A 25432-nucleotide genomic window follows, 5' to 3' on the forward strand; every position below is an offset into this window, starting at 1 on the left:
AATGAATGCAATAAACTAATATTTAGGAGAAATATGATGGCAGATTTACATTATTTTGGAACGGACGGCGTACGTGGAGTTGCCAATAAGGAATTGACCCCAGAATTAGCCTTTCGAGTTGGTCGCTTTGCAGGGGCCATCTTAACCCAGCATGCGGAAAAAGGGCGGCGGCCACGGGTGTTGGTTGGACGTGATACACGGATTTCAGGTCAATTACTGGAAAGTGCATTAATTGCTGGTTTTCTTTCAATTGGAATCGAAGTTTTGAAGCTTGGTGTAATTTCTACCCCAGGGGTAGCTTACTTAGTCCGAGCTGATCAGGCTGATGCAGGGGCCCAAATTACGGCTTCTCACAATCCAGCAGAAGATAATGGAATTAAATTATTTGGGTCCGATGGGTTCAAATTATCTGATGCGATTGAAGCCGAAATTGAAACTTTATTAGATACTCCAGTAGATGCGTTACCACGTCCTTCTGCTGAAGGCTTAGGGGTTGTCACAGATTTCCCAGTAGGAGTAGCTAAATATTTGGAGTTTTTGCAAACGACAATTCCATCAAAGTTGACAGGCATTCATGCGGCCATTGATGCTGCCAATGGGGCAACGAGCGGTTTGGTTGCCAATCTATTCGCAGATGAAGAAGTTGAATTTGAAACCATGGCAACTAGCCCTGATGGGTTAAATATTAATGCTGGGGTAGGATCAACGCATCCTGAGAAACTAGCAGAATTTGTGGTTAAACAAGGGGCGCAAGTCGGATTAGCATTCGATGGAGATGGGGATCGTTTAATTGCAGTTGATGAGACCGGAGCAATTATTGATGGTGATAAGATTATGTTTATTACCGGAAAATATTTACATGAAAATGGGCGATTGAAAAAAGATACAGTCGTAACGACAGTGATGTCAAATATTGGAATGTATAAAGCCTTGGAGGCAAACGGCATTAATTCAGTTAGGACAGCCGTTGGAGACCGTTATGTGGTTGAAGAAATGTTAAAGACCGGTTATAACCTTGGGGGAGAACAATCAGGACACGTGGTGTTCCTAGATTGGGCAACAACGGGGGATGGTATGTTAACCGCTCTACAATTATTGTATGTTATGAAAGATACAGGGAAGAAATTATCTGAGTTGGCAGCTGAAATTAGTATCTATCCCCAACAATTAGTGAACGTTGAAGTTCAAGATAAAAAAGCAGCATTGAATAACGAGGCGATTCAAGCGGTTATTGCCGAAGTTGAGAGTGAGATGGGGAACAATGGACGGGTCTTAGTGCGGCCATCAGGAACCCAAAATTTGTTGCGGATTATGGCTGAAGCTCCGACGCAAACTGAAGTTGAGAATTATGTAAAACGTATCGTTGATGTTGTTATAAACGAAGTAGGAATTTAATTTACATGGCAGATTTTCAAATATTAGATGTGGTTGAAGAAATCACACGAAATGATGGCACTAAATATCATGAAATCGGAAATTTATTGCATAATGGTCAAGCTGAGTATGCAGTGGAACAAGGAATGTTAAAAGAAGTTCGTATTATGAAAATTAATATTCCCCATTCAGCTAGCGTGGAAAAGTATGAACATTATGTTAATGAAAATTTTAAAATTTATGAGATGGTGGCAATTCCAGAATGGGTTGAATGGATTAAAAACCCCGCTATGGATGCAGTAATTGCGAAAATTATGCAGGAAAACCAACTTTCTTAATTATCCAAGACTAGCTAGAGGGTTACCTCTGGCTTTTTTTAAAATTTTTTATCGATTGAATTAGGTTGAATGAAGGTAGTTAGGCGTAAACAAATGATTGTCGTTGGATGGAATAATGGCCTAAATCATGAAGACTTAGTGATGAAGTAGGGGCTTTTATCCTAAATATGGGGAAATTATCAAAGAATTTTGTTATTATGTAAGAATATTGGTTTTTACATTTAGAAAGGAGCTAATCGATGAATGTTGGTATTTTTACAGATACATATTTACCACAACTTTCAGGAGTGGCGACCTCAATTGAAACGTTACGGAAGCAATTAGAGCGACAGGGTCATCATGTATATATTTTTACTTCCACTGATCCTAATGCGCCAGAACGGATTGATGAACCAAATGTTTATCGTTTTGCCAGTATCCCTTTTGTTGGTTTTAAAGAACGAAGGGTGACGTATCGTGGTGGATTGCAGGTTCAAGAGATTTCTAAAGAACTCAATTTGGATATTGTACATACACAGACTGAATTTTCATTGGGATTATTTGGGAAGTCAGTGGCCCGGGCACTACACATCCCGGTCGTACACACCTATCATACAAATTATGAAGATTATACTCATTATATTTTCAATGGGAGAATTATTAGACCTGGAAGCGTAGGTGTTATTTTAAGAGGATACACGTACGGCTTGACTGGAATGATTGCACCATCAGAACAAACACGCTCGCAATTGATTGATTATGGAATTAAAGTCCCGATCGAAATTATTCCAACGGGAGTCAAGGTGCTACATGCTCCTGAGGAAGATCAGAGTACTGCATTAAGACAGAAGTTAGGCTTAAAGTCGACGACTCCGGTTGTATTATCATTAGGTCGATTGGCTTTTGAAAAAAATATTGAGGCAGTTTTGGAAAGCTTTGCTGAAATTTTAGATGATATTCCTGAGGCACAATTAATTATCGCAGGTGATGGTCCTGCTGAGTCAGCGATTCATGATCACGCTGCTGCGCTTGAAATTATGGATAACGTGATTTTCACGGGATATGTCGATCATGAATCAGCGTATAGCTATTATTGCCTCGCTGACGTGTTTGTTTCTGCGTCAGAGAGTGAAACACAAGGATTGACTTACATTGAAGCGATGACCGGATCAACTCCGGTAGTAGCGATGCATAGCCCCTATCTAGATACTGTGATTACTGATGAAAATTTAGGAACTCTCGTGAGCGATCCAAATGAATTAGTTGAGCCCATGCGCAAATATTTATTAGCGACTATGGCGGGAAAAACTCTAGGTGATCCTACGACACGTGCAAATATTTTACATGAAATCGATGAACGTACCTTTGGTCAGCGTGTGGAAGCCTTTTACCAAGAGGCAATCGCGGTTTACCATGAGGGTGATTTGGAAGAAGTTGAAAATGCAGATGCTGAATATGCACGAATTTTTAGCCGAAGGATATTTAAAAACAAGAGGAACGATTAATGTTAAAAATTACGATGTTTTCATCCGCGGAAACCGTTCCCGGTCAAGGAGTTGGGTCGGCTTATCGCGAATTAGTTAATTTGTTAAAAGACCGTTTTGCTGATCAATTTGAAATTAAAATAAATCAATTGGGTAAAACAGATATTAGTCATTACCATACGATTAATTTTGGATTTTATTTAAATACCTTTTTACCAGGCCGTGGCCGTAAGGTGGGTTACGTGCATTTTCTTCCGGAAACTCTGGATGGCTCAATTAAATTAATTTGGCCTTTTAAACAAATTTTTTATAAATATGTTTTGGCTTTTTATCGAAGAATGGATCAGATCGTTGTGGTAAATCCCACTTTTATTCCAAAATTAGAACAGGCGGGGATTCCAACTCGAAAAGTCACCTATATCCCTAATTTTGTAACGAAGGATGAATTTTACCCACTAACAATTGATGAAAAACAAGCTTTTCGACAGAAAATGGGTTATCAGCCAGAAGATTTTATCATTTTAGGAGTGGGCCAAGTTCAAGAACGAAAAGGTGTCTTTGATTTTATCCAACTTGCACGAGATAATCCACAATGGCAGTTTGTTTGGACGGGTGGTTTTTCATTTGGTGGGATTACAGCTGGTTATGAGGAGTTGAAAAAGGTCGTCGATAATCCACCGACTAATCTTAAATTTCCTGGCATTGTAAAACGCGATAAAATGAATGCATATTATAATTTGGCAGATGTCTTCTTATTACCTAGTTTTAACGAACTATTTCCGATGTCAGCTTTGGAGGCTTTTAGTGCTGGCACGCCGACTATTTTACGAGACTTAGAGCTCTATAAAGAAATTTTAACTGGTTATTATTTAGCTGCATCTGATCGAAATGCGATGCAAAATCAGTTAGAGCAACTCCAATCCAACTTAAAATTGAAAAGTGAAATGACACAGCAAGCCTTAAATGCTTCAAAGCGGTATTCTAAAGATTATGTTGCCGAATTATGGGAACAATTTTACCGGGATCAAGCAGAAAGGAAGTAATATGTCGCGAAAAAATATTTTAGTTTTTGTAGGGATGTTATTACTGGGTGGCTTGATTTTTGGTTGGTCGATGCGCCATGTAGATGGTCAGCAGCTCCAAACGTCATTAAAACTTTTAAATTGGGGTTGGATCATAGTAGCAGTCTTGGCCATGGTAGTGTACCTTTTGCTAGAGGCATTGGTAGTGAAAATTATGGTTGATACAAAGAGTGATTCAATCAGTTGGGCCAATGCTATTCGAGTACCTTTAGTAGAACAATTGGGTAATGGAATAACACCGTTTTCGAGTGGTGGACAACCCATGCAATTAATCGCATTGGCACAGACGGGATTGGATGTGGGACGAGCTAGTTCAGTCCTATTAATGAAATTTGTAGTCTACCAAAGTATGATTGTAGTTAATTTTCTCTTTGCGTTAATTGTGGGGTTTCAATTTATAACAACGAAACTACATCAAATGACGTTAATCGTGGTTTTGGGATTTTTAATTCACTTAGTAGTTGTCACATTATTATTGTTAGTCATGTATTCACCTAAAGTAACCCATCGTTTAGTAGAGCTTTGCTTGATTCCGGTTCGCTGGGTAAGCTTAAAACATTACCAAAAATGGTATGCCAAAATTCTAAGTAAAATTGATAATTTTCATGCAGAAAGTTTACGCATGGGACGTGATATTAAAACTTTAGTCAAGGTGATTATCGTTACATTCATTCAATTAATGTTTTATTATGCGATCCCTTATTTTATTTTATTGGCTCTGGGTCAGCATCATGCCAATTTGATTTTTGTGATGTCACTACATATTTTAATCGTAATGGTTATTTCACTATTTCCGATTCCAGGAGGATCCGGTGGAGCAGAAGTAGGGTTTAGCATGCTTTTTAGTAGCTTTTTACCTAATTCTGGTGCGTTAGTATTAGCGATGCTTATTTGGCGCATTATTACCTACTATTTTGGATTATTTGCAGGTATTGTCGCCTTTAGTTTACCAGTAAAAAGGAGCAAAATTTGAAAAACGCAAGTGAGTTAACTGCGATTGTACAACGACTTCAAGCGATGCAAACAAGTACAGATCAGCCATTACAAGAACGTAATTTTGATTTATTTGGTGTTAATGTGGTGACGGTTCGCTATGATCAGCCATCAAACTTATTTGTATTAGCAGAGGGACGGAATAAAAGTCAATTTGCTTTTGATGATTTAGATGCATTAGCAATTGAAATCTATGAGCGATTATCAGAATTTAAATTATCTTTTTAAGCTTCAGTTTAGCTTAGGTTAATATTGTTGAGTTTAACAAATTAAAAAATAAAGAAATAGAGGGATTTGGCATGCAACGGGTTGTGTCAGCGATTAAAAAATGGTGGCCTGATTTTAATTCCACCATCGGATTCTTGATTTTATCAGTCATCTTGGTGACGATTAAAACTTACTGGGCTTATCAATTTGAGTTTAGCTTGGGAGCTAAGGGATTACTGCAACAATTTTTGCTATTTGTTAATCCAATTCCAACAGCGGTAATTTTATTAGGAATCGCTTTATATTTCCGGGGAAAACTGGCTTACTGGTTAATGATTATTATTAACTTTATCCAGTCTTTATGGTTATTTTCAAACATTTTATATTATCGTGAATTCTCTGACTTCATTTCATTAAATATCATGAAGGCTGGGGGGTCGGTGCAAAATAATTTGGGAAAGGCGATTGGTGAGATTATTCATCCGATTGATTTTATTGTCTTTCTGGATATTATCATTTTAATTTTGTTGCTTGTCTTTAAGCGTATTAAAGTAGATCAAGGAGTTGTTCAAAAACGGTTTGCAATTTTAACGACTGCTTTGGGAGTGGCATCAATGTTAGCTGTCTTTGGAATGGCCTCATCTGATCGATCAGGGCTACTAACACGAACATTTGATAACAACTATATTGTGAAATATTTGGGGTTAAATGAGTATGCGGCCTACAATATTGTGAAAACTAAGGAACAAGCAAATGAAGTTAAAAAAGCTAAATCATCTGATTTAGACCAGATCAAAGAATTTGTGAATGAGAATAAAACGTTAGCCAATAGTGCGACTTTTGGTAAAGCCAAGGGTAAGAACGTTATTATTTTCCATCTAGAATCATTCCAACAATTTTTATTGGATTATCGCTGGGATGGGCAAGAAGTTACCCCTAATATAAATGCTTTTTATCATGATCAAAATACTACTGCTTTTGATAATTTCTATAATCAAGTGGGCCAAGGTAAAACAGCCGATGCGGAATTGATGCTTGAAACATCCCTCTTTGGAACGTCATCGGGTTCAGTAATGTCTAATTATGGTGGAACTAATACATTCCAAACTATGCCTGCTCAATTGAGCCAAGAAGGTTACACAAGTGCGGCTTTCCATGGGGATGTACCATCATTTTGGAATCGTGATAATACCTATAAAAATTGGGGTTATGACTATTTCTTCTCAAAGTCTTATTATAAGAATGCTGATAATCCAGACTATAATGTTGGATATGGAATGAAAGATAAAATTTTCTTGAAGGGGACAGCTAATTATCTTGAAAAGTTGCCACAGCCATTCTATTCAAAAGTCATCACAGTGACGAATCATTATCCGTATGACTTGGATGAACAAAATGTTTCGATTAATAAAACCCAAACGGACGATGGAACTGTAGATGGGTATGTGCAAACGGCACGTTATCTGGATCAAGCGTTTGGTGAATTTGAACAAAATTTGAAGGATAATGGACTTTGGGATAATTCAATGATTGTACTATATGGAGATCATTATGGAATATCAGAAAACCATAAAAGTGCCATTGCTAAATTATTAGGAACTGATAAAGTAACTGCGACGGACTTAACTAACTGGCAAAAAGTTCCATTTATGGTCCGTGTACCAGGTATGGAAGGTGGAATTAAACATACCTATGGTGGTGAAATTGATGTAATGCCAACTTTGCTTGGCTTGTTGGGAATTGACGATGACCAACAGATTAAATTCGGTCAAGATTTATTGTCGAGTCAAAATAAGCAGATCGTACCTTTCAGAAATGGAAACTGGGTGACTAGTGAGTATACGCGCGTGGGATCTAGTTACTATGTTACGTCAACGGGAACTAAAATCAATCCTAAGCAGGATCCGCGTGCCAAGATGGCAATTGATGATGCTAACAAATATGTTGAAAAAGCCTTGGGTTATTCGGATAAGGTAGTTCAAGGAAACTTACTTCGTTTCTTAGACAAAAAAGATATTCCTAAGAATCAGACTAAAAACATCTCTTATAAGAAAAGTACTAGTTTGAAAAAACTGAAACAAGTTGATCAAAGCAAAACGGTCATTGGAGCTCATGGAGGTCAGTTAACCGAATACAAAACTGATGCACCAGAGCTTGGTGGCAATAAACAAGAAAAAAATGACGGTGAAGATGGGACCAATTCAAATGAAATTGCTTCGGTAAATTCAATTTTGAGTGGTCATGGTTCAGAGCACGATCGTTAATACAAAAAGCACAGCTTTGAGCTGTGCTTTTTGTATTTATTAAAGTAAGACGAAATTATGAAAGTATGGTTGAAAGGCGTCTAGAACTATGGAATAGTAAATTTGAAGCCAATGCTTGAAATTAGTTATTGACGCTCAATATGAAATGGAGTATATTATTTAAGTCGGCTAAGGGCAAACGATTAATTCGTTGGCTAGTTGACAAAAAATAAATATAATTAGTTGTTGACATTAAATCAGCTGCTTGTTATACTAATTAAGTTGTCTCGTAAGAGGTCAGCGAGTAGAACATTGAAAACTAAATAACGTTTCGATGAAACAAATGTGCAGGTGTGTCTCATATTTATAATATGGTAGATACAAACATTTGCGAAGTCAATTTCGCTAGTAAATTCGTTTAACATCTGTTAAACAACAAAAAAAGATTGAGTTATACTCAAGCTTCAATTTTAAATTGAGAGTTTGATCCTGGCTCAGGATGAACGCTGGCGGCGTGCCTAATACATGCAAGTCGAACGCACTGTGGTTGAAATGATATGAAGAACTTGTTCAGATTTGATTTTCAACATTGCAGTGAGTGGCGAACGGGTGAGTAACACGTGGGAAACCTACCTCTTAGCAGGGGATAACATTTGGAAACAAATGCTAATACCGTATAACAATTAAAACCGCATGGTTTTGATTTAAAAGATGGTTCTGCTATCACTAAGAGATGGTCCCGCGGTGCATTAGTTAGTTGGTGAGGTAATGGCTCACCAAGACGATGATGCATAGCCGAGTTGAGAGACTGATCGGCCACAATGGGACTGAGACACGGCCCATACTCCTACGGGAGGCAGCAGTAGGGAATCTTCCACAATGGACGAAAGTCTGATGGAGCAACGCCGCGTGTGTGATGAAGGGTTTCGGCTCGTAAAACACTGTTGTAAGAGAAGAATGACACTGAGAGTAACTGTTCAGTGTGTGACGGTATCTTACCAGAAAGGAACGGCTAAATACGTGCCAGCAGCCGCGGTAATACGTATGTTCCAAGCGTTATCCGGATTTATTGGGCGTAAAGCGAGCGCAGACGGTTATTTAAGTCTGAAGTGAAAGCCCTCGGCTCAACCGAGGAATTGCTTTGGAAACTGGATAACTTGAGTGCAGTAGAGGAAAGTGGAACTCCATGTGTAGCGGTGAAATGCGTAGATATATGGAAGAACACCAGTGGCGAAGGCGGCTTTCTGGACTGTAACTGACGTTGAGGCTCGAAAGTGTGGGTAGCAAACAGGATTAGATACCCTGGTAGTCCACACCGTAAACGATGAGTGCTAGTTGTTCGAGGGTTTCCGCCCTTGAGTGACGAAGCTAACGCATTAAGCACTCCGCCTGGGGAGTACGACCGCAAGGTTGAAACTCAAAGGAATTGACGGGGACCCGCACAAGCGGTGGAGCATGTGGTTTAATTCGAAGCAACGCGAAGAACCTTACCAGGTCTTGACATCCTTTGACCACTCCAGAGATGGAACTTTCCCTTCGGGGACAAAGTGACAGGTGGTGCATGGTTGTCGTCAGCTCGTGTCGTGAGATGTTGGGTTAAGTCCCGCAACGAGCGCAACCCTTATTGTTAGTTGCCAGCATTCAGTTGGGCACTCTAGCAAGACTGCCGGTGACAAACCGGAGGAAGGCGGGGATGACGTCAAATCATCATGCCCCTTATGACCTGGGCTACACACGTGCTACAATGGCAAGTACAACGAGTCGCCAACCCGCGAGGGTGCGCAAATCTCTTAAAGCTTGTCTCAGTTCGGACTGTAGGCTGCAACTCGCCTACACGAAGTCGGAATCGCTAGTAATCGCGGATCAGCACGCCGCGGTGAATACGTTCCCGGGTCTTGTACACACCGCCCGTCACACCATGAGAGTTTGTAACACCCAAAGTCGGTGAGGTAACCTTTTATTAGGAGCCAGCCGCCTAAGGTGGGACAGATGATTAGGGTGAAGTCGTAACAAGGTAGCCGTAGGAGAACCTGCGGCTGGATCACCTCCTTTCTAAGGAAAATCGGAAACCTGCATCTTCGTTGAAACGTTATTTAGTTTTGAGTGTTCTACACTCAATTTAATTTATTGGGGAATTAGCTCAGCTGGGAGAGCACCTGCTTTGCAAGCAGGGGGTCAGCGGTTCGATCCCGCTATTCTCCATTAACACTTCGGTGTTAAATTAGTTCTTTGAAAACTGAATCATATATATAAATTTTAAAAATTTCAATTTTATTGAATACAATATAAATTGAACCGAGTAAATCAAGGGTTGATCATCGCAATGATGATTGACAGTGAATTACACCGCGTTATTTTTTGAGTTTTTTAATTAGTTCATCACGATATTTATATCGTGGTAATCGCAAGCGACCGTAAGGTCGCATACTCAAACTTGAATCATCAACGAAAGTTGATCGGTTAAGTTATTAAGGGCGCATGGTGGATGCCTTGGCACTAGGAGCCGATGAAGGACGGTACTAACACCGATATGCTTCGGGGAGCTGTAAGTAAGCTTTGATCCGGAGATTTCCGAATGGGGGAACCCAACTTGTTATGCAAGTTATCACTAGTTGAATATATAGACTAGTTGAAGGTAGACGTTGTGAACTGAAACATCTCATTAGCAACAGGAGTAGAAAGAAATATCGATTCCGTCAGTAGCGGCGAGCGAACCCGGAAGAGCCCAAACCAAAGTGCTTGCACTTTGGGGTTGTAGGACTACCGTTGTGGAGTTACAAAATTGTATGTTAGTCGAAGTGGTTGGGAAGCCACGCGAAACAAGGTGATAGCCCTGTAGACGAAAGCAGACAATCTCCCGTGTAGGATCCTGAGTACGGTCGGACACGTGAAATCCGGTCGGAATCTGGGAGGACCATCTCCCAAGGCTAAATACTACCTAGTGACCGATAGTGAACCAGTACCGTGAGGGAAAGGTGAAAAGCACCCCGGAAGGGGAGTGAAAAAGTTCCTGAAACCATGTGCCTACAAGAAGTCAGAGCCCGTTAATGGGTGATGGCGTGCCTTTTGTAGAATGAACCGGCGAGTTATGATTACATGCAAGGTTAAGGTGGAAAGACCGGAGCCGTAGCGAAAGCGAGTCTGAAATGGGCGCCATAGTATGTAGTTGTAAACCCGAAACCAGGTGACCTACCCATGTCCAGGGTGAAGGTGTGGTAAGACGCACTGGAGGCCCGAACCTGTGCATGTTGAAAAATGCTAGGATGAGGTGTGGGTAGCGGTGAAATTCCAATCGAACTTGGAGATAGCTGGTTCTCTCCGAAATAGCTTTAGGGCTAGCCTCGGAATGTAGCGTATTGGAGGTAGAGCACTGTTTTGGTGCGGGGCCCATCTCGGGTTACCAAATTAAGATAAACTCCGAATGCCAATTACGTATGTCCGGGAGTCAGACAGTGAGTGATAAGATCCATTGTCGAAAGGGGAACAGCCCAGATCGTCAGTTAAGGTCCCTAAGTGTGTGTTAAGTGGAAAAGGATGTGGAGTTGCATAGACAACTAGGATGTTGGCTCAGAAGCAGCCACCATTTAAAGAGTGCGTAATAGCTCACTAGTCGAGTGATTCTGCGCCGAAAATGTACCGGGGCTAAACACACCACCGAAACTACGGGTGCCACGTAAGTGGCGCGATAGGAGAGCGTTCTATGGGCAATGAAGTCAGACCGTGAGGACTGGTGGAGCGCATAGAAGTGAGAATGCCGGTATGAGTAGCGAAAGACAGGTGAGAATCCTGTCCACCGAATGACTAAGGTTTCCTGGGGAAGGCTCGTCCTCCCAGGGTTAGTCGGGACCTAAGGCGAGGCCGAAAGGCGTAGTCGATGGATAACTGGTTGAGATTCCAGTACCAGGTGAACATGTTTGAACGATGGAGGGACGCAGAAGGCTAATGGATCCCAGCGACTGGAAGTGCTGGGTTAAATCACAAGTTTTGGGAGTAGTTAAATGCTTATCCCTATAAGAACAAGTGATGATGAGGATCGAAATAAAGTAGAGAAGTCCATGATGTCACGCTGCCGAGAAAAGCTTCTAGTTAGTGTTTACCTGCCCGTACCGCAAACCGACACAGGTAGTCGAGGAGAGAATCCTAAGGTGTGCGAGTGAACTCTCGTTAAGGAACTCGGCAAAATGACCCCGTAACTTCGGGAGAAGGGGTGCTCAGCGCAAGCTGAGCCGCAGTGAATAGGCCCAGGCGACTGTTTATCAAAAACACAGGTTTCTGCAAAATCGAAAGATGACGTATAGGGGCTGACGCCTGCCCGGTGCTGGAAGGTTAAAAGGAGTGCTTAGCAATAGCGAAGGTGCGAATTGAAGCCCCAGTAAACGGCGGCCGTAACTATAACGGTCCTAAGGTAGCGAAATTCCTTGTCGGGTAAGTTCCGACCCGCACGAAAGGCGTAACGATCTGGGCACTGTCTCAACGAGAGACTCGGTGAAATTTAAATACCCGTGAAGATGCGGGTTACCCGCGACAGGACGGAAAGACCCCATGGAGCTTTACTGTAGCTTGATATTGAGTGCTTGTGCAGCTTGTACAGAATAGGTAGGAGCCGTAGAAATCGGAACGCTAGTTTCGATGGAGGCAATAGTGGGATACTACCCTCGTTGTATGATCACTCTAACTCACACCACTAATCGTGGTGGAAGACAGTGTCTGGCAGGCAGTTTGACTGGGGCGGTCGCCTCCTAAAAGGTAACGGAGGCGCTCAAAGGTTCGCTCAGAATGGTTGGAAATCATTCGTAGAGTGTAAAGGCAAAAGCGAGCTTGACTGCGAGACTAACAGGTCGAGCAGGTACGAAAGTAGGACTTAGTGATCCGGTGGTTCCGCATGGAAGGGCCATCGCTCAACGGATAAAAGCTACCCTGGGGATAACAGGCTTATCTCCCCCAAGAGTCCACATCGACGGGGAGGTTTGGCACCTCGATGTCGGCTCATCGCATCCTGGGGCTGTAGTCGGTCCCAAGGGTTGGGCTGTTCGCCCATTAAAGCGGTACGCGAGCTGGGTTCAGAACGTCGTGAGACAGTTCGGTCCCTATCCGTCGCGGGCGTAGGAAATTTGAGAGGAGCTGCCCTTAGTACGAGAGGACCGGGGTGGACGTACCACTGGTGTATCAGTTGTTCCGCCAGGAGCATCGCTGAGTAGCTATGTACGGATGAGATAAACGCTGAAAGCATCTAAGTGTGAAACTCGCCTCGAGATGAGATTTCCCATTCGAAAGAAGTAAGACCCCTTATAGATGATGAGGTAGATAGGCTAGAAGTGGAAGTACCGTGAGGTATGGAGCGGACTAGTACTAATGGTTCGAGGACTTAACCAAGTTGAATACGACGTGGTGGTTCAAGGTATGTTGTTAAAATTTATAAAAATATGATTCAGTTTTGAGGGAATTAACTCTCAACAATTAAATCCGTGTCGTGACGATAGCACTGAGGTCACACCTGTTCCCATCCCGAACACAGAAGTTAAGCTCAGTAACGCCAAAAGTAGTTGGAGGATCGCTTCCTGCGAGGATAGGAAGTCGCGACGCAATCATGGACGTTTAGCTCAGCTGGGAGAGCACCTGCCTTACAAGCAGGGGGTCACAGGTTCGATCCCTGTAACGTCCATTTAGTTATTTAAATAACTTGCCGTTGTGGCGGAATAGGTAGACGCGCGGGACTCAAAATCCCGTTCTCGCAAGAGAGTGTGGGTTCGATTCCCACCGACGGCATAAAAAAACAAAAAGGGTTATAGCTAGGAGGTTACTTCTAGTTATAGCTCTTTTTTGAGCTTACTTACAAATATTATTCCATAATATCTACAAGTGAGATAATATGGGATTTAATATATAAAAATTATCAAATATAATAAAAGTATAATTTGAATTTAATATTATTAGATGATGACTATAAATATGGTCAAAAAGTTTAATAAATGTTAATATAAGTATTTGGTGGTTGTTTTGTCACAAATAATACTAGAGGGTGTTTAAAATGAGTAAGAAAATAAATATAATATTAATCGGTCTAATCGTATCGTTAGTAGGTTCTTTAAATCTAATAACGGTTCATGCAGATGATTTTAATTATGATAGTATCCCGATGAGTCAGGTTTCATACAGTGATTCCACAATTCATTCATGGGGAATGGTTGTTCAGAATAACGCAATTTATCTAAGTTATAATAATGATCCTAAGGGACAAGGAACGACAACTTTTCAAGGATATGGTTTTAATTTTAAACTAGGTGATCAACAAGCAGTTTTGAATATTGATGGAGCGGATTCAAATAATGTACCTACCAAAGTAGGACAGACCGCAAATATTAAATTCCAAACTAATAATTATTCAAGTAATATTCAGCAGACTGTTACCGGAACCGTCTTAGTTCGTGAAAATGGGAATGCGGATCATCCTGCGCAAATTTTACACATTATGATTCCATTATCAGCCATGGTAAAAGTCCAAGTTTAGTCAATAAAGTCGAGATGAATAATCCCAATTTAGGGAGTGGAACAATTGTTAGCGATGGAGCATCAACATCACCAATTCTATCGATTTCGATTGCTGCGGGAGTTGTTTTAATAATAGGTTTTTTTGTCTATAGAAAGAAGCGTCAGGTGATCTAAAATGTATTGGCTGATTGTATTAGCCATGTTCCTATGGGTCTATCTGTTGAGTATTATGCAGAAAGCAAAATGGATGGCAATGTATAGTGTCATTGGAGTCGTGGGTTTATTTTTTATCATAATTTATTTTTCTAATTATAGTATGACATCTTTTTTGATGAAATCAGCAGCTTTTGGAGCTGGAGTATTTGGATCTTTAACGGGGTTTTATCATATTTCTCTGGAATATAGCATGATTCAAATTCATAGTGGATTTAATACAATTAACTTATTTATAACTTATGAATGTTCAGCGGTCATTGAATTAGGGGCATTTATTGCCTTGACTAGTTTTTATCCTTTTTTTCAGGATACTAAAGAACGAATTCATTGGATAGCGATTGGCTTACCATATATTTACATTAGTAATGTTCTACGGTTAATTATTACGGCGACGATTGTTCATTATTTTGGAATTAATTCACTAGTATGGGCACATGTCATAATTGGACGGATTATCTTTTATGTTTTAACTATCATTTTGTATTACATCGTTTTTACAAGAGTTCAAATTTTAAACGTAAGAGTTGGTAAATTCAAGTTTAATTCAGGAGAGAGCTAATGGAAGGTCTGCTAAATTCAGTGGCTTCACAATATCTTTTTGTGGGAGTCTGGTTACTAATTCCAGTTCTTGTCGAAGTAATTCCAACTCTCTTTGTTTATATTAAATTGCTAATCGAGATAATTTGGGAATGGATCTTAAAAGTATTCTCTCGTACTCCAAGCGCTGAAATTAATACTTCTTTTTTACCGGATATTGACGTGGTAATTCCGGTTTATAATTCTGAAGAAACGCTCGAAGCATGTGTTCTTTCAGTTATTAAATCGACTTATCCCACTAATAAAATTAAAATAACATTAGTTAATAACCAAAGTACGGATCATAGCTTCAAAAAATTCCAAGAGATTCAAAATAAATATAACGAAGCAATGATCTCTTGGTTAGATGCCGCTCAGGGCAAATCTAAAGCGCTCAATATGGCTATGTATAATACGTTTAACAAGTACTTTATTCACGTAGATAGTGATGGAGAATTAGAGGAACATGCGTTGCTCAATATGGTTAGACAGTTTGAACGTGAAAAGGGGACAGTTGCATTAACTGGAATAATCTTGACGCAAAAAGAGCTGATTAAGCGTCAAAAAAATCCTGCTATTAAATTAATGGATTTATTAGAATATCATGAATATTCTAGCGCTTTCTTAGTGGGGCGTAATTCGGAATCAGGAAGCAATAGTATGTTTACTATGTCAGGAGCATTTTCTGGCTTTAGAAGATCAGAGTTATCTAGTACGTTCATGTTTAGTAGTGAGACGGTTGGGGAAGATACTCATATGACCTTTCAAATGCGTAATAAAGGAGAAGTTCGATTAGCTAAAGATGCGATTTTTTTCGTAGAGCCATTAGACAGTTTTGATATGTTTTATCGGCAGCGACAACGTTGGCAAATGGGTGAGTTACAAGTAATTCATATGTTTGAAAAAAACGGTGATATTTCGATTTGGAAATTTTTTAGTAATTTTATGGTGCGTAAACTTATGCTTGATCACACCTTTGTTTTTCCACGACTAATTTGGTTTTTTTCACCCGCGGTGTTAGTTGCAAAAAAATTTTCAGTGAAAACATTGATTATTATTTATATATCATTGTATCTTTTATATGTTTTTATTAGCGGATTATTTTATTTGTTAGCTCAAATTTACTTGCGCAAATTTAAAAAAGAATATCATTTTTTCGTTCGAAGTGGTTGGGTTATTGGATTGATGCCGTTATATAAATTTGTTTTGTCATGGGTATTATTAGCAGCTTTATTAAATGGAACTGATCAAATGCGGTGGCGTGTTCGCTCATTAATTGATGAGATTAGTGTGACAGGACAATTGCTTAGAAATGATGGTCGCCGTTTTAAAAGATTTATGCAAAAAATAAAAGATAATTTAGATAATTGATTTTAAAATTATCAAAAGGAGCATTGATGAACTTTAATCGAAAATTCATTAAATTTATAAATTTATTAGTTACAATCCTTTTTTATTTCTTTCTACTTCAAATGTTGTATTTTGCAGGTTCCTCATCAAACCTTTCATTAGAGAATGTCACTTGGATTGCACTGGTATTAGTTGTTTTTGTTATATATTTGTACGTTTTAATTAATACGAATTACATTAATATATATAAAATTTTCAATAGTCGAACATTATTAGCTTGGTGCTTTTTTGGATTTGTAGTAATCTTACAAGTCATTTTCATCTCTTTTGTTCATCCAGCGATTGGCTTTGACGCGGGGGCCATTCACTCCGCTCTTTTTAGTCCTGATGATTTAAATATTCGTGGTTATTATAGTCAATATATAAATAACTTATCATTGTTGTTAGTGCAACATTGGTTATCTATAACCTTTCATAATTCTTCCTGGCTATTTTTTAACTACATAGGGTTAATTTTAGTGGATTTATCAGTATTGATTAATATTCTTATTATTTGGTTGATTAAACGTGAAAATACGATAAATTTAATCTATATACAGTCGATCTTTCTTCTGTTTTTCCCGTGGATCATTATTTCATATTCTGATATATGGGTTATTCCGCTGGTTTCACTAATTTATTTATTTTATTCTTTAATCGATAAATTTCGATCGATTTTATGGGTGCGAATCATTTTGGACATTGGGTTAATATTTACTGTGATATTAACATATTATATTAAGCCATCTTCCATAGTTCCAATTATCGCAATTGTTCTAATTGAAATTAAAAGAATTTATGTTGCATTATTCATAGAACACACGATTCATTGGAAATATATCTTTAGTTTTCTGTTGGCAATGATATTGATGAGTGGTGTAGGTTATGGTAGTTTTAAAGTGATTCAACAAAAAATTAATACCCAAAGTTATATTAGAGTTAACCCTAATTTAGCAGTTCCGGCAATTCATTTTATTAGTATGGGAATGTCAGGTGATGGGGGATACAATGAAAAAGATGCGTTAGCTATGGCATTGTTACCTAATCGACAAGATAAAGTTAATTACTCGGTTCGACTTTTAAAGCAACGTCTAAATAAAATGGGGATGTGGGGATATATAAAATTCCTGTTCATGAAGCAAGAAAATAATGCAGCTGATGGAACTTTTGCATGGTTAAAGGAAGGACATTTCTTTGCCAATAACCCGCATCCAACTAACTTTTGGCAAACTTTTGTTTATCCAGAAGGCAAAAATCTAAAGAATTATAAATTTTTAGCACAACTTTTTTGGGTTTTCCTACTGTTTACATTAGCTTTCACCAAGTTTCATACGGATAAATGGGTTCAAATATTTCGAATCTCAATTTTGGGAGGGTTATTTTACCTTTTGATATTTGAGGGTGGTCGAAGTAGATATATGATTCAATTTTTACCAGCTATTTTGTTATTATCAGCATATAATTCAAATATAGTATGGAGTTTCTTGAATCGCGGATTCCGTTGGGTTAAAGAGACCCTAACCGTTGATTAGTCTTTGAAATTAGATCAGAGGAATAGGAGTTTATTATGAGAACAATGTATCGCTTGAAATTTTATATTAATGCATACCACGCGGTGGAATGGAATCAAAAGATGGGACAATTACATCCACATACTTGGTAAATTACCAGTGACTTTTCTACTAATGCGAACGCAGAAGTTCAATTTAATGAGTACGAGAAGGAAATTATGAATTATTTGAATCGTTATGAGGATCAGACTCTTAATGATGTGAAGCCTTTTGATACATTAAATCCAACGGTGGAAAATTTTGCGGAAGTTATTTTTAATGATTTAAGATATCATTCCGAATTAATTGAAAATAATATTATTTTACAAAAATTGGAAGTTAGTGAGGGACCCACTCGAACTTATATCATTATCAATGATGATATATAGAAGGAAGGTTTAATGAAAAAAATAATTATTTTTATTTCCACCTCGATCATTTTGATGGGAATTGTATGGGGAATCGTATTATTAGTTCAAGTTGGCGGTGGATTTAAAAATAATGATGTCGCCCAAATTAGAGATACTGGTCAGGTTAGAGCTTGGACGAAGTCAGATTTTCAGGTTTTAACACCACAGGATTGGGATGATAATTCGGATAGCCAATATAAAAAAATTATTAAAGTTTTTGGTCCAGGGGATTTTCGAAGAAAATCTGAGGACCACGTTGGTGCTAAAAAAGATAAAGTTGTTCATTTAGTGATAACGTGGCGACAAAAAAAAGAAAATGTTTATCTTGGTTTTTATAAATATTCAGATAAAGGTCAATGGATTTTGCACGATAAAACTTGGACAGATAAGTAACCAAGTTTTAATTTGATAAAAGCATGTTCAAGAGTAGTTTTCAAAATGAAAACTACTCTTTTATTTAGATTTAAATTCCAATTTTTGTCATTTAAAAATGATATAAATGGTATGTAATTGGTGCTGTTTGTTACGTTTTAATTTCAAGGCCTCGGGTATAATTAAAAACATCATGTTAAATTTTGTATCAAAATGGAGGAGTAGAACATTATGACAATTAAATTTTCAAAAACAGTTTGGGTTTTAAATATAATGCAAGCTATTATTTTTTTGGCGGGTTTCTTAAGTAACACAGCATATACAACCATTGATAAAATCAAATGGTTTGATATTTATTCACTTTCTAACTTTGCGGGGATTATGTATTGGTCAGTTGTTAGCATGGTTAGCATCATCGGATTTGTGTTTAGCCTTTATATTGTCATTAATAATAAAATCGCAAAGGATTCAATGATGGGCATGATTTTAAGTATGGTTGGATTTGCATCACCGATTCTATTTAGTTTTTTCTTGGTGATTCCTAGTACCGTACTAATCATGGCGGCTATATTTAATCGAAATATTAAGCTAATGAATTTAGAATGATGATTTATTAAATTTATCGAATGGAATGATTTGAAAGTAGGGAAAATATGTGGAATGAATATGTGAAATTTTGGAAAAAATATGTTGATTTTAAGGGACGTTCTTCGCGAAGTGAATATTGGTTCGCCAGTTTATTTAATTCAGTTGTAATTTTGATCTTATCAACGTTAATTTTATCAACTACCATTCAAATGCCGGTAGTTTCGGGAATCATGCCACGATTAGTTAGTATTTTTATTGTTTTATTGATTTGGGATCTAGCCACCTTATTACCAAACTTAGCTATTATTGTTCGACGTCTTAGAGATGGTGGATTCCCATGGGGATTTGTTTTCTTTTTATTGATTCCTTACGTTGGACCATTGGTCATTTTAATTTTTATGTTCATGCCAACTAAAATTCAGACTGGTATGTCATCAGAATTGAATGAAAGGGGATTGAATCAATCTTTGGGAGCACCTGATCAATTAGGCAATAGTTTAAGAGAGAATGCTGACCATGTTAGTCAAATGAATGATGATGATACAGATAAGGAGCAAATCATCGAACTGAAATATGATGATTTACCTTTGATGGATGATGAGCCAGCTAAATTAGTTGATGAACGCCGGATCTTGGATCAAGATGATAAGGGGTATTAGGGTAAATGAAAAAAGAAAAAAATATGTGGTTAGGAATAACGGGAATTATTGTTAGCCTTTTGGGATTAGTTGTTAGTTTTTTCCATATTTCATACTACTCAGGGCTTATCTTAATCGGGATTGGTTTAATTTTTTCAATTATTGGAGTGGTATTAAATTGGCATCGACGCGGCTGGTTGGCCATTATTGGGCTGGTTGTATCACTGGGAATGATTAATTCAGCTTTAGTTATTCATAGTTTAGGTGGTCTGAACAACTATATTGAATCTGGTGATTCGAATTACGATCATCCTAGTTATGACGATGACGATGACGAGGATTATGATGATGAAACTACTGCTGCTGACTTGAAGCAAGTCAAAGTGGGAGATGAAGTGACTATTGATGGTGTCCAATTAAAAATTAATTCAGTCCAAGATACGGATAATGATTACTTAGCGATTAATGTAACTATGAAAAATAATACTAAGCATACAGTTGATTTTGATTATAATGATTTTGAAGTTGCTGCAACTGATGACGATGATGTGATGAGTGGTATCTATAATTCATTGGCGCAAGATGATTTAGGAGAAGATAAGTTTAACTATGTTGATTTGGATGATGTGAGTTCAGGTCAGTCAGATGATGGTGATCTGCTGTTTGATAAAAAAGATGGAAATGCAAAGTATTTGGTCTTTAGTATGGATGGTACGCGTAAGGTCGCAATGAAGTTGTATTAAAATAGACTTTACATATAAAATAGTTAATAAAAAAATAATAGGAGAATAATGTTATGATTGAAGAAAATAGTAAGGTTACACCGACTGAAGTTAAGGGCTGGAATTGGGGTGCTTTTATGTTTAATTGGATGTGGGGCATCGGAAATAAATCTTATTTACCGCTCTTAGTTTTTATTCCCTTATTTAATATTGTTTGGATTTTTATTGTCGGCGCCAAAGGGAATGAGTGGGCCTGGGAAAATGGTGATTACAAAGATGTAGCAACCTTTAAAGCCGTTCAGGCAACATGGAATCGTGCGGGCTTAGTGGCTTTCGTTGTTGCAATTATAGGGTCACTCTTATATTTCATGTTCATAGGCATTATTATGAGTTTAGTGGTTAATAGTCTATCGACAAGTGGTTATTAAAAATAGGATTACTTCTATAAAAGATCAATTGATTTAAAACCCCGTAAATTCTTTTACGGGGTTTTATTGATTGAAGCATGCTATAATAATTGCAATCAAATGGTTAATGTATATAATAAGAGGGAAGTGAAGTGATGCTCAAAGAAATTGCAGTGGGAAACTTCGCAACCGCTAAATTGGCAGTTGCGAAGGGAATTGATCGAATTGAATTGAATCAACACCTAGAATTGGGAGGTTTGACACCAAACCGATCAACTTGGCAAGCAGTTTTAACATTGGGGTGTCCAGTAGTAGTCATGGTTAGACCGCGAGCGGGTAATTTTAACTATAATTCCGCTGAAGTTGCGGTGATGGAAGCTACTCTGAGAACTCTGAAAGAAGATGGCGTTCAGATGGTTACATTTGGAGTTTTGAATGCGCAGTTACAGCTAGATATTAAAACGATGCAACATCTTATTCAGTTGGCAGCGCCCATGCGGGTGGTGATGCATATGGCTTTTGACGCGATTCCTGTTGACCAACAAGCAGATGCGCTGCATTGGTTGGCAAAGCATCAAGTGGAGCGTATTTTGACTCACGGTGGTCCGTTAAAACAACCCATTGATAAAAGCATTCAACATTTAAAAGAAACAATTAATCAAGCCCAAGATCAAATTGAAATTTTACCTGGTGGTGGAATTAACTTTAATAATTATGTGCAACTTGCTCGTGAATTAGGCGTTGAGCAAGTCCATGGGAGTCAGATTATTGATTTAAATCCATAGTAAGATTGTATTAATGTTCATGAATTTTTAAAGAGCTAAAAAACATAAAAAAGTGATTGCAATACAACTAAGAGAGCTGTATAATTAACTTCTGTTGGGTTAGATAAACTAATCTTTAACGGGACGTAGCTCAGCTTGGTAGAGCACCTGGTTTGGGACTAGGGGGTCGCAGGTTCGAATCCTGTCGTCCCGATGCAAAAGGCAATGACTTAATTAGTTATTGCTTTTTTATTTTTAAAATAAAATAATGGAGGAGAACCAAGATGGAGGATGAAGTGGAGATGATCAGTGCTGAAACTTTTATCGATTTGATTAATCAATTGGGGCTGAACAGTCCAATTGTGGGCGAGAAGACGCTTCATACCCAACCAGGTTTTCAAGTTCGTGATCCAAAGCATGATGTTAAATATCAGTTACCTTATTGGGATATTCTAAGACGGGCCGATGAATCATATTGGTCGCCATTAGATGGGGACCGAAAAACCGTTTACAACGTCAGCGACTTTGAAATATTTGAGCATGATAAATGGCTAAAAGTTAGTGATTGGTATATGCAAGATACAGATACAGAACTTTAATGTCAATAAAAAGGCCCCGATCTAGTAACTAGACGGGGCCTTTTTATTGGCTTATTTATTTTTGCGTAAAATTATACATATTATTACCCCAATGAAAATTAACAGACCGATGGTACCAACTGCTAAGCTCAATTTTAAGCCAGGGGTTTGATAGCTTACCTTAATTTTATTATTACCTTTGTGTAGATGGATTCCAAGCATCCCATTGTTAACTGATTTAAGTTGATTAGTTGAGCTGGTCCACCCCTGACTCCAAGGGATGGTGCTGACTAACCATTGATCCTGCTGAACATTAATTTGAGCAGTGAATTGATTTTTTTGATATTTCACAATTGGAGCAGTCCGTTGGATTTGCTTGGCGACCTGATCAAAGCGAGCATCAATTGGCACGGCTTTAATGGTGGCTTTATAGTGATAAGTTCCTTCTTGAGAGAAGGTGAGTGGGATAAATTGATCGTGTGTATATTGTTTGGCTGGACCAAGATTAATTGTTAAAGCATTCCGATGTTGATAGAATGAAAGATTATTGGCGCCAGTTTGATAAACATAATTGGTTTTATTCTGATAATTCACATCTAAATTATAACCGCTCATTTTTCGACCAAAATTATTCAGGTTGTTCTTGTACCAATTTAATTTAAAACCGGTGGGGTTAAAACGTAAGTCAGGTTGATTTTGCGGATTTTGTTGATTTTGTTGATTATTAAAAATATAATTGTTATATGCAAATTGCTGACGTTGCTGCCATGTTGATGGTATGAAAGACAGTTCCGATATTTCCAGGTGTAATTCCATTCCCTTTAGTTTGGGGTTTGCTTTTAAAGTGATCCCATCGGGTAAGACGCTTGGCTGTGTTGTATAGGTGTGCTCTACGGTTGTTTGCCAATCGTTTCGACCATTTAAAGCGATGGACGCGGTCTCAACTTTTTTAGCAAAGTTAGAATTTTGATGACCTCCGCGCATGACAACTGAATCAACTAACGTCGCTTCTTTCTCGGTTGGAGTTAATTGCTGATAGGTTTTCGGACTAACTGTATATTTTGGTAAATATAAACGAGGGTAGGCATCTTTGGAGGTTCCCATTGATAATTGATGCGTGGTTGCCTCTTGATTTTCTAAATAGGTTTTTGGTAGATTTTTAGATTGATCGGTCCAGATATTTTTAACTCCCAAAATATTAAAAATTAAATTTCGCTGATCCAAGTTACCAACGACATCATTTGGATTGGAACTTTGAATTTGTAGACCTTGTAAAAATTGATTTGTACTTTTATTTTGCAGCGACCAATAGCTTTCAATGTTATTTAATCCACTCACTAGAGGTAGATTACTAGCCGGAGCGATTCCTTCAATATTACCTAGCTGTTGATCAATATAAATTCGTGGTTGATCTTTATCATTAGTTCTAAATTCTTTTTGATTTTTTAGTAAAGTTTTAATCGTTTGATGGGGAACGATACTAGTAGTTGTAGGATTATAGTCAGTGGCATGATTACGTAACATTAAGAGACTTAAACCTAAGCTCAGCATGATTAATAACCAAACTTTGGTTTTAATTTGAATTGGACGATTAAGGCTGAGAGCTAGGAGAAATAATCCGCTGAAGAAACAAGCGATGAGTAAACCAAAATTAAGATTAACGTTCAAATTATGACTTATGAATAATGAAATAGTTGCCAATCCGCCTAACAAACCACTTATTTTTAAATCTTTCATGGTTAATTGATCAAGATGAGCTAAGAGTTCCATTGAAATTAAAGCCACAGGAAGAGATATAAGTAATAACCAGCGATTAGAAGGTGAAGTTCCTCCGTTAAAAATTGCCGCAAAGATAGGGAAACAAAGTCCCACTATGGTAACGATCCAGATCAGATTATAAGTTTTAAATTGCCGGAAATGAGTGAAACTAAAAACGACAGCAACCACACTAATAAAGCTTAACCCACCATTCAGCCAAAAGAGTGGGAGTGATTCGTTGCCGATGAGATTTCCAGGAAGTGCAATGTAATAGTTAATGGGATAAAATATAAGACCATTAGCGATGATGGTATTAGTACGTACGGCATTTAGAGTAGCTAAAACGGAAGGCAGAAATAGTGGAGCACTGATGAAAAAACCTAATATAATGGGTCCACAGGCTAGTAATGTTCTTTTTTTAAATTGCGGTTGGGTTAGTAAAAACCAGAGCCAAATTAAAAAAGTAGCTAGGGCAAGCATAAAAGCAAAATAGAAGTTGTTCCACAATGTCCACGCAACCATGATTGTTAAAAATTTCCAGCCGCCTTTTTTTATAAAACGGATTAGACTCCAACATAGCAGTGGAAAAATAATAAGAGGATTAATAAAGAAAGGATGTTCAAAGGCGATAAATGCGGTAAATCCAGAAAAAGTATAGATGAGTCCGCCAGCGCCTAAAATCCAATTTGGGAAACGATGATCGGTTAAACGCGGAGCTACGTAGATGAGAGCTGCACCGGCCAACCAAAGACGAATTATTATCATAATATTGTAATAAGAAACAATCTGCGTTGCTTTTATAAAAATCAGAGGATAAGTAAAGATGTCCCCCATAACATAATATGAAAAAGTCTGGAGATAGTCTTGACCTAAGCTAATATTCCAGTCCCATGCGGCAGGCATTTGATGGTCAAAGAAAACATTTTGGAGATCATGGTGCCATTGTATTAGAGCAGGTAAGTGCTGAGTAATTCCATCTGCGTTCCAAATTAGTGAATTTCCTGTCAGTAGAAATGGACCAAAAACAATTATTGCAATAATTAGAAATAACATAGTGTAGATGCTAAGAGCATGTTTAAATAAACGTTTCATCGAAGATTGGATCCTTTATCGTTTGGTTAAGAATTTATTTTATTATACCATGAGGGAACTGATGTTTAAGCACTAGCGAAAACCTTCGGATTGATAAATTAATATATCAGAAATATATATTTATCAATTATTTTTCAAAAAAACATTAAAAATAGTAAAAATTTTACAATGATTGATGCTGAG

The 25432-nt window shown here is 38.0% G+C and carries 20 protein-coding genes, 4 tRNA genes and 3 rRNA genes; 26 read left to right on the forward strand and 1 reads right to left on the reverse strand.

Translation table 11 applies throughout. The features are described from left to right. Nucleotides 1-36: 36 nt before the first annotated feature. The 26 genes from glmM (at nucleotide 37) to G7084_RS02965 (ending at nucleotide 22420) form a co-directional block, all read left to right on the forward strand. On the forward strand, nucleotides 37-1395 hold the full coding sequence (gene glmM, locus G7084_RS02840) for a phosphoglucosamine mutase (protein ID WP_166009878.1): 1359 nt from the start codon (nucleotides 37-39) through the stop codon (nucleotides 1393-1395). 5 nt (nucleotides 1396-1400) lie between these two features. After that, nucleotides 1401-1712, forward strand: a complete 312-nt coding sequence (locus tag G7084_RS02845) for a hypothetical protein (protein ID WP_166009880.1) — start codon at nucleotides 1401-1403, stop codon at nucleotides 1710-1712. Nucleotides 1713-1951: 239 nt separating this feature from the next. Further along, nucleotides 1952-3196 carry a glycosyltransferase family 4 protein gene (locus G7084_RS02850; protein ID WP_166009882.1) on the forward strand — a complete coding sequence of 415 codons (1245 nt, stop codon included), beginning with the start codon at nucleotides 1952-1954 and terminating at the stop codon, nucleotides 3194-3196. Next, entirely contained in the window at nucleotides 3196-4218 is a 1023-nt protein-coding gene (locus G7084_RS02855) for a glycosyltransferase family 4 protein (RefSeq protein ID WP_166009884.1), read from the forward strand. The genes G7084_RS02850 and G7084_RS02855 overlap by 1 nt, the downstream gene beginning before the upstream one ends. Before the next feature lies 1 nt (nucleotide 4219). Further along, a complete protein-coding gene (locus G7084_RS02860) occupies nucleotides 4220-5230 on the forward strand; it encodes a lysylphosphatidylglycerol synthase transmembrane domain-containing protein (RefSeq protein WP_166009886.1) in 1011 nt (336 codons plus the stop codon). Next, entirely contained in the window at nucleotides 5227-5478 is a 252-nt protein-coding gene (locus tag G7084_RS02865; RefSeq protein ID WP_166009888.1) for a YkuJ family protein, read from the forward strand. Before G7084_RS02860 ends, G7084_RS02865 begins: the two co-directional genes overlap by 4 nt. 71 nt (nucleotides 5479-5549) lie before the next feature. Continuing rightward, nucleotides 5550-7721 (forward strand): LTA synthase family protein, encoded by a 2172-nt coding sequence (locus G7084_RS02870; RefSeq protein ID WP_166009890.1) that lies wholly within the window; start codon nucleotides 5550-5552, stop codon nucleotides 7719-7721. A gap of 450 nt (nucleotides 7722-8171) precedes the next feature. Beyond that, a 16S ribosomal RNA gene (locus G7084_RS02875) occupies nucleotides 8172-9752 on the forward strand. A 77-nt stretch (nucleotides 9753-9829) separates the two neighbouring features. Continuing rightward, nucleotides 9830-9902, forward strand: a tRNA-Ala gene (locus G7084_RS02880). 256 nt (nucleotides 9903-10158) lie between these two features. Next, nucleotides 10159-13073 (forward strand): 23S ribosomal RNA (locus G7084_RS02885). Between the two features lie 93 nt (nucleotides 13074-13166). Beyond that, nucleotides 13167-13283: ribosomal RNA gene (rrf, locus tag G7084_RS02890) — 5S ribosomal RNA — on the forward strand. The 16S, 23S and 5S rRNA genes sit together here with 3 tRNA genes alongside, the layout of an rRNA operon. A 6-nt stretch (nucleotides 13284-13289) precedes the next feature. Beyond that, a tRNA-Val gene (locus G7084_RS02895) sits at nucleotides 13290-13362 on the forward strand. 20 nt (nucleotides 13363-13382) lie between these two features. After that, a tRNA-Leu gene (locus G7084_RS02900) sits at nucleotides 13383-13466 on the forward strand. Nucleotides 13467-13728: 262 nt separating this feature from the next. Beyond that, complete coding sequence (locus tag G7084_RS02905; protein ID WP_246163849.1) at nucleotides 13729-14208, forward strand: Firmicu-CTERM sorting domain-containing protein; 480 nt, start codon at nucleotides 13729-13731, stop codon at nucleotides 14206-14208. A 156-nt stretch (nucleotides 14209-14364) separates the two neighbouring features. Beyond that, nucleotides 14365-14964, forward strand: a complete 600-nt coding sequence (gene xrtG, locus G7084_RS02910) for an exosortase family protein XrtG (protein ID WP_166009892.1) — start codon at nucleotides 14365-14367, stop codon at nucleotides 14962-14964. Next, nucleotides 14964-16352 (forward strand): TIGR03111 family XrtG-associated glycosyltransferase, encoded by a 1389-nt coding sequence (locus tag G7084_RS02915; protein ID WP_166009894.1) that lies wholly within the window; start codon nucleotides 14964-14966, stop codon nucleotides 16350-16352. The genes xrtG and G7084_RS02915 overlap by 1 nt, the downstream gene beginning before the upstream one ends. A gap of 26 nt (nucleotides 16353-16378) precedes the next feature. Beyond that, entirely contained in the window at nucleotides 16379-17902 is a 1524-nt protein-coding gene (locus G7084_RS02920) for a TIGR03766 family XrtG-associated glycosyltransferase (protein WP_166009896.1), read from the forward strand. A gap of 131 nt (nucleotides 17903-18033) precedes the next feature. Beyond that, complete coding sequence (locus G7084_RS08195; RefSeq protein ID WP_281346948.1) at nucleotides 18034-18309, forward strand: 6-carboxytetrahydropterin synthase; 276 nt, start codon at nucleotides 18034-18036, stop codon at nucleotides 18307-18309. Between the two features lie 12 nt (nucleotides 18310-18321). After that, nucleotides 18322-18723 (forward strand): hypothetical protein, encoded by a 402-nt coding sequence (locus G7084_RS02930; protein WP_166009898.1) that lies wholly within the window; start codon nucleotides 18322-18324, stop codon nucleotides 18721-18723. Nucleotides 18724-18933: 210 nt separating this feature from the next. Further along, nucleotides 18934-19308: a hypothetical protein gene (locus tag G7084_RS02935; protein WP_166009900.1), complete on the forward strand. Its 375-nt coding sequence runs from the start codon at nucleotides 18934-18936 to the stop codon at nucleotides 19306-19308. A 47-nt stretch (nucleotides 19309-19355) separates the two neighbouring features. Beyond that, nucleotides 19356-19949: a DUF805 domain-containing protein gene (locus G7084_RS02940; RefSeq protein ID WP_166009902.1), complete on the forward strand. Its 594-nt coding sequence runs from the start codon at nucleotides 19356-19358 to the stop codon at nucleotides 19947-19949. A 5-nt stretch (nucleotides 19950-19954) separates the two neighbouring features. Continuing rightward, a complete protein-coding gene (locus G7084_RS02945; RefSeq protein ID WP_166009904.1) occupies nucleotides 19955-20671 on the forward strand; it encodes a DUF4352 domain-containing protein in 717 nt (238 codons plus the stop codon). A gap of 56 nt (nucleotides 20672-20727) precedes the next feature. Beyond that, the gene (locus tag G7084_RS02950) at nucleotides 20728-21078 is read left to right on the forward strand and encodes a ribonuclease G (RefSeq protein ID WP_166011677.1); all 351 of its coding nucleotides are present in this window, start codon (nucleotides 20728-20730) and stop codon (nucleotides 21076-21078) included. 134 nt (nucleotides 21079-21212) lie between these two features. Beyond that, the gene (locus tag G7084_RS02955; protein ID WP_166009906.1) at nucleotides 21213-21842 is read left to right on the forward strand and encodes a copper homeostasis protein CutC; all 630 of its coding nucleotides are present in this window, start codon (nucleotides 21213-21215) and stop codon (nucleotides 21840-21842) included. A gap of 119 nt (nucleotides 21843-21961) precedes the next feature. Further along, nucleotides 21962-22035 (forward strand) — tRNA-Pro (locus G7084_RS02960). A 70-nt stretch (nucleotides 22036-22105) separates the two neighbouring features. Further along, nucleotides 22106-22420, forward strand: coding sequence for a hypothetical protein (locus G7084_RS02965; protein ID WP_166009908.1), 315 nt, complete (start codon nucleotides 22106-22108; stop codon nucleotides 22418-22420). 51 nt (nucleotides 22421-22471) lie between these two features. Here G7084_RS02965 and G7084_RS02970 read toward each other — a convergent pair whose 3' ends face one another. After that, on the reverse strand, nucleotides 22472-25249 hold the full coding sequence (locus tag G7084_RS02970) for a YfhO family protein (protein ID WP_166009910.1): 2778 nt from the start codon (nucleotides 25247-25249) through the stop codon (nucleotides 22472-22474). Between the last annotated feature and the right edge of the window lie 183 nt (nucleotides 25250-25432).

Origin of the sequence: Weissella coleopterorum, from assembly GCF_011304355.1 — a bacterium.
Lineage (GTDB): Bacteria > Bacillota > Bacilli > Lactobacillales > Lactobacillaceae > Weissella > Weissella coleopterorum.